Here is a 5,795-nt window from a genome sequence, read left to right as displayed (position 1 = left end):
AGATTTGTTCAGGCTGATAATTTCGATGCAATATACGGTGGTGGAGAGGCTAATGTAGCCGTATCACTTGCTAACTACGGATTCGATGCATACTTCGTATCAAAGCTTCCAACACATGAAATTGGACAGTGTGCTGTAAATCAGCTTAAAAAATTCAATGTAAATACTGACTATATAGCAAGAGGTGGAGAAAGAGTTGGAATATACTTCCTTGAGCATGGTGCATCAATGAGACCGTCAAAGGTTGTTTATGACAGAGCTCATTCTTCAATAGCAGAAGCAACGGCAGCCGATTTTGACTTTGATGAAATATTCAAAGATGCTGAATGGTTTCATTTTTCAGGAATTACTCCAGCACTTAGTAAGGAATCTGCAATTCTTACAGAAGAAGCTTTAAAGGCTGCCAAAAGACATGGTGTTATGGTTTCAGTAGATCTTAATTACAGAAAGAAACTTTGGACTCCTGAAGAAGCAAAGGAATGCATGACAAAACTTATGAAGTATGTTGATGTATGTATAGGAAACGAAGAAGATGCAGAAAAGGTTCTTGGATTCAAACCCGGCGAAACTGATGTAACCAAGGGAGAGCTTGAGCTTGAAGGATACAAGGATATATTCAAACAAATGAAGGAACAGTTTGGATTTAAATATGTTGTAACTACGCTTAGAGAAAGCTACTCTGCTTCTGACAATGGTTGGTCTGCACTTATTTATGATGGAAATGAATTCTATCATTCTAAGAAATACGATATAAGAATAGTGGATAGAGTTGGTGGAGGAGATTCATTTGCAGGTGGTCTAATTTATGGACTTCTTGAATATGATGATTTCAAACACGCTCTTGAATTTGCAGTAGGAGCTTCAGCAATGAAACATACAATATTCGGAGATGCAAATCTTGTAACTGTAAGCGAAGTTGATACTCTCATTCAGGGAGATGCTTCAGGAAGGGTTCAGAGATAATAAAAGCATAAAAAGTGGCTACGCTGCATAGGCGAAGTTGAAAATAAAGCCATCATAGTACAAGGATATATCCTTGTACTATGATGGCTTTTTAATAATATGTATATGCTCTTAAAACTCTAAAAACCTATTAGTGCTCCTCCGTCAACAGGTAGTGCAATGCCATTGATAAAGCTGGCTGCATCAGAACAGAGATAAACAATTGCCCATCCGATGTCTTCGGGTTTTCCGAATTTGGCCATTGGTGTTCTTCCGAGAATTTTGTTTTTTCTTTCATCGTCGCCTTTGATTGCTTTTCTAAGCATAGGAGTTTCTATCCAGCCTGGTGCCACTGCATTTACTCTAATACCGTCAGGAGAGAGTTCGGTTGCAAGCGTTCTAGTCATTCCCAGATATCCTGATTTGGCAGTTGAATAAGCCAAAACATAAGGTTGTCCAATAAATGCCGTCATAGAAGCCTGGAATATAATATTTCCTTTGCTGTTCTTCTTCATAGTAGGTACTACTGCTCTAGTAAGTGAAAAAGCACCCATTATATGAACATTAAGGACCTGCATATAATCCGCTTCCGTCATTTCCTCAATAGGTTTTTTGCAGTGTACTCCGGCATTGTTCACAAGAATTGTAACATCACCGATTGACTTGTTGATATCTTCAACAAGAGCAGAAGCCTTGTCAAAGCTAGTTACATCAAATTGTCTGTAATACGCATTTTCACCTATCTCAGAGCAAGCCTTCTTCAACTCTTTTTCAGACCGTCTACTTACCATTACAACCTTGGCGCCAGCCTCATGAAGACATTTGCATACAGCAAATCCTAGACCAGAAGCACCACCAGTTACAATAGCCACATCATTCTTTAAACTAAATACATTCAAATTCATTTGACTCCCCTTTTAATGATTGTTTTGGTATAATCCAATCATTAATTTTCTAAAGTATAGTTTACTTTATTTTCAGCATCTTTTTCCCTTGCTTTGATATTTGTAGGGAACAAAGTATTCTTTATGACCCAGTTTTTCTGCATTTGATAATTTACCGGAACATATGTCGGCGATTTTTTTCATAAGTTCAAATGTCAGTTCGTCAAGGGATTGACGGCCCTTTAATATTGAAGCTGCACAAAAATCCATGTCATCTGACATTTTATTGAATGTTTCCTCGTTGCCTGTGATTTTAAGTACCGGCGAAACGGAGCTTCCTACTACATTCCCTCTTCCAGTTACTAGTAAAATAATCTGACAACCAGCCGTTATCAAATCCATAATACCCTCATTATCATTTGGATTGGTTATACCGAAATCCATAAAATGTTCGTCAGGTACGCTGTCCATTAAATAAAGCCCTTTACTGCATGGTTTCTCAGAAACCTTAATAACTCCGCTGATGGGTTTTGAACCACTCTTTACAATGGCACCCATGCTTTTTTCTTCAATAGTGGACAATCCTCCTGCGAAATTACCAGGAGATATTGAATACTGTTTAACCTTTTTGCAATATTCCATTGCCTTGTCGTATGTTTCTTCCAGTGCGATCCTTACTTTTTCGTTTATTGCCCTATTAGTTAGAACTGACTTAAGACCTATTGCTTCTACAATCTCTTCGAATATAGCAGTACCATTCATGTCAACCAGATAATCATAAAGTTTACCTACAACAACGTTTCCTGCCAAACCGGATGTATAGTCGCTTCCTCCACACTCACAGCCTATTACAAGGTCTTCCATTGTCATGGGGACCTGCTTGGTTTTCTTGAGTTTTTCAATAAAGTTTTTTACTATATTTATTCCTTTTTCTATGCTTTTTTGTGTTCCGCCATTGTCTTGGATATAGAAATGGTCCCCCATACGGCCATGTTCAATGGCATGGGTTGCAATTTTTTGGGGCTGTACATATTCACAACCAAGTCCAACAGCCAATACAGCACCTACATTTGGGTGTCTTGAAAGTGCCAAAAGCATTTTGACTGCATAGGCGTTGTCTGTGCATCCGCTAAATCCTACCAGATCAACATCTTGGTCGAAATTTTCTGCTATTTTCTTGGCTACAAAATGGCTACATTCCACAGTATACACCACTAGTACCTTGTTTCTTATGCCCTTGGAACCGTCATTTCTCAAATAACCATTCCAGGAGAGGCTTTTCATTTCTGCTAATATATGATCCATAAGTCCTCCTAATCGTAATCGATATCTGTAGAAAGACCTGTCTTAGGGTCCAGTGTGGACGATCTTTCATCGAAATGGCTTTTTATGTTGTGAAGGTGGACCCATTCACCTTTAAGAATAGCTCTAGTGGCATATCCTATTGGGACACCGTATTTTATTATGTCTTCGCCGGTTACTATGTATTTAATAGCAACCTTGTGACCCTGTGCAATCTTTTCTTTAATAGTCAATGTATCCATATTGATTTCACCAATGATTTCATACGGGCCAACACCGATTGTGGACAGGGCTGTTACTACATTGTCATCTATATTAATACAATATAAATTACCAGTCATAAACACCTCTTCTTCGTTTTCTTGTAATTTTTGTTAAATAGATATATCAAGAGATTAGATATATCTATGGTGTAAAAAACTTGAAATTTTCCTATAAATATAAAATCTAATCATTATAAAATGCTCCTATAAATCAGTATATAACGTTTTTATAGCTTAGTCAATTATAATATTAAATAGATATATCAACAAAGTGATATTTAAAGAAAATATATGTATTTGACTAAAAATTATCTCATAAATCTATTGTTTATTGGTATCAAATCATGTTATAATATATCTAAGATATTTAAAGAAGAGAAGTGAATATTTATGAAATCAAAGGCAAAGAATTTAAAAGAATCAGCATACAAAAGCATTAAGAAGAAAATAATTGAGGGTGAATTGAAGCCAGGAGACTCTATTCTTGAAGATGAATTGCAGACTGAACTTGGTGTTTCAAGGACACCAATAAGGGAAGCCTTAATAAGATTACAGTCTGAAAATTTTGTAGTCATATATCCAAGAAAGGGTATTTTTGTTTCCATACTGACACCAAAAACCATAAGAGAGATATATGAAGTCAGGGAGTTGGTTGAACCCCAGCTATTACGAAAAGTTTTTCACTCCATTGATAGCAAATGGCTAGAGGATATTAAAACGAAGTTTTTAGAAGATCTTTCAAATCTTTCGAGAGAAGAAAAAAAGGAACATTTTGTTAACTTGGATGAAGAGTTTCATGATTATTTTCTTAATTTAAGCGAAAATAATTACCTTGTTGAAATGATGACAAAGGTTTATGACCAGATTCATCGTATGAGAATACATACATTTTACGCCGAGTTAAGGAGCGAAATGACAAGAGAAGAGCATATCAAAATCATTGACGCAATACTTGATAATGATGTTGAACTGGCTATGAACAGGATGTATGAACATATAGTACTTTCCAGGGAAGTTGCTATAAATAATATAATTGTATAGTTGTGATAAATATCAGCAATTGAATAATTATCAAAAATAAACCCGGTTGCAGCCTCATTAGATGGCTATTATCGGGTTTTATTTGTCATATTTACATTTTTAATTACTGTTTATTCGACATTTACTACAGGAGTTTTTTACAGTATTCCAAATGTTGCAAAAGCTTCTGTTGCAGACATTCCGTTTTCTATGGCTTTTCTCACTACTTTTTCTCCCTTTGCCTTTTCTAGGGCTTGGGTTATGACTTCAACTTCCAGCTCTTTTGGAATGATTAGTACGCCGTCCACATCGGCAAACACTAAATCGCCAGGGTTGATCCATACTCCGCCCACCTCTATTGGACATCTGAAGTCTACAACCTGTGTCCTTACAGAAGAGTCTTGAGCATAGCATCCCCTTGAAAATACAGGGAAATCCTGGGCAATCATCTGGGGAGTGTCCCTATGAAAGCCATCTATAATTGCTCCTGCAGCTTTGTGAGTGCGGGCAGTTGCAGTAAGCAACTCCCCCCAGTAAGCACATCTATGATTTCCACCGCTTGCTATATAGACATCATTTTCTTCTAGTTGGTCCAAGGCTTCTGTCAGTAGGCCAAAAGGTTTTACTTGAGGACCGTAGATGTCAGTCATTATGACTGGCATTGCTCTTCCTATAACCTTTATATTTTCCTTAGTGGGACCTATAGGCTGAGGCAGGAACTGGTGATATTTTCCCATTGCATCAAGAATATCTCCTACTACAGGTGTATATAATACTTCATCTATGAGCTGAAACAATTCAGCATCGTTTTTCCACATAATAATCCTCCGATATTTACATCAATAATTTGTTAGGGACATAAATCTAATTGTTACCGTATAAACAGGATATCAGAATTTTATTATAGTCTTAAGCATCTTTCCTGCATTGTTGAACATGTCTTCAAAAGCTATGCAGGCATCATCAAAGTTGTATTCGTTTGTAACTACACTGAGTACATCAAATTCTTTTGCCTTAATAATTTCTATTACTTCTTCAAAGTCTGATTTAATTGCATTTCTTGAGCCGTGGATCATAAGTTCCTTCTTCTGTATCATGGTAAAATTGAAGTCAAGATTATTTTTTGATATGCCTACTAGAATGACCCTTCCTCCGAATGCTGCTGCATCGATACAGTTCTGGAAGGTTGAAGGCATTCCAACGGCTTCTACAGTTACGTCAAAACCATTGCCATTTGTTATTTCAGATACCTGTTTATCGAAATCTACACTTGAGGTATTTAGGATTGTACCCTTTGCTCCAAGAGATTTTGCAAGGTCAAGTTTATCTTGGGAAATGTCTGCCATATAGACATCTGCACCGAAATGCATTGCAGAGAACATTG

The 5,795-nt window shown here is 36.8% G+C and carries 6 protein-coding genes and 1 pseudogene; 2 read left to right on the top strand and 5 right to left on the bottom strand.

Annotated features, from left to right (window positions below):
- Positions 1 to 963: PfkB family carbohydrate kinase (locus tag AC3AX0_RS01185; RefSeq protein ID WP_487548473.1), on the top strand; the 963-nt coding region annotated here is incomplete at its 5' end.
- 119 nt (positions 964 to 1,082) lie between these two features.
- Here the strand turns inward: AC3AX0_RS01185 and AC3AX0_RS01180 are convergent.
- From AC3AX0_RS01180 to AC3AX0_RS01170, 3 genes are all read right to left on the bottom strand, one after another.
- Positions 1,083 to 1,847: an SDR family NAD(P)-dependent oxidoreductase gene (locus tag AC3AX0_RS01180; RefSeq protein WP_487548472.1), complete on the bottom strand. Its 765-nt coding sequence runs from the start codon at positions 1,845 to 1,847 to the stop codon at positions 1,083 to 1,085.
- A 72-nt stretch (positions 1,848 to 1,919) separates the two neighbouring features.
- Positions 1,920 to 3,131, bottom strand: a complete 1,212-nt coding sequence (locus AC3AX0_RS01175; protein WP_487548471.1) for a UxaA family hydrolase — start codon at positions 3,129 to 3,131, stop codon at positions 1,920 to 1,922.
- A gap of 8 nt (positions 3,132 to 3,139) precedes the next feature.
- Entirely contained in the window at positions 3,140 to 3,469 is a 330-nt protein-coding gene (locus AC3AX0_RS01170; RefSeq protein WP_487548470.1) for a UxaA family hydrolase, read from the bottom strand.
- A gap of 312 nt (positions 3,470 to 3,781) precedes the next feature.
- On the opposite strand from AC3AX0_RS01170, the gene AC3AX0_RS01165 reads away from it, so the two are divergent.
- Positions 3,782 to 4,432, top strand: coding sequence for a GntR family transcriptional regulator (locus AC3AX0_RS01165; RefSeq protein ID WP_487548469.1), 651 nt, complete (start codon positions 3,782 to 3,784; stop codon positions 4,430 to 4,432).
- Between the two features lie 137 nt (positions 4,433 to 4,569).
- Here the strand turns inward: AC3AX0_RS01165 and AC3AX0_RS01160 are convergent, their stop codons facing one another.
- Complete coding sequence (locus tag AC3AX0_RS01160) at positions 4,570 to 5,229, bottom strand: RraA family protein (RefSeq protein ID WP_487548468.1); 660 nt, start codon at positions 5,227 to 5,229, stop codon at positions 4,570 to 4,572.
- Positions 5,230 to 5,301: 72 nt separating this feature from the next.
- Positions 5,302 to 5,795: pseudogene (locus AC3AX0_RS01155) on the bottom strand (zinc-binding dehydrogenase); the annotation flags it as partial.

It is taken from the genome of Dethiosulfatibacter sp. (assembly GCF_983023055.1).
This window is presented reverse-complemented; position numbering and strand designations above follow the sequence as displayed.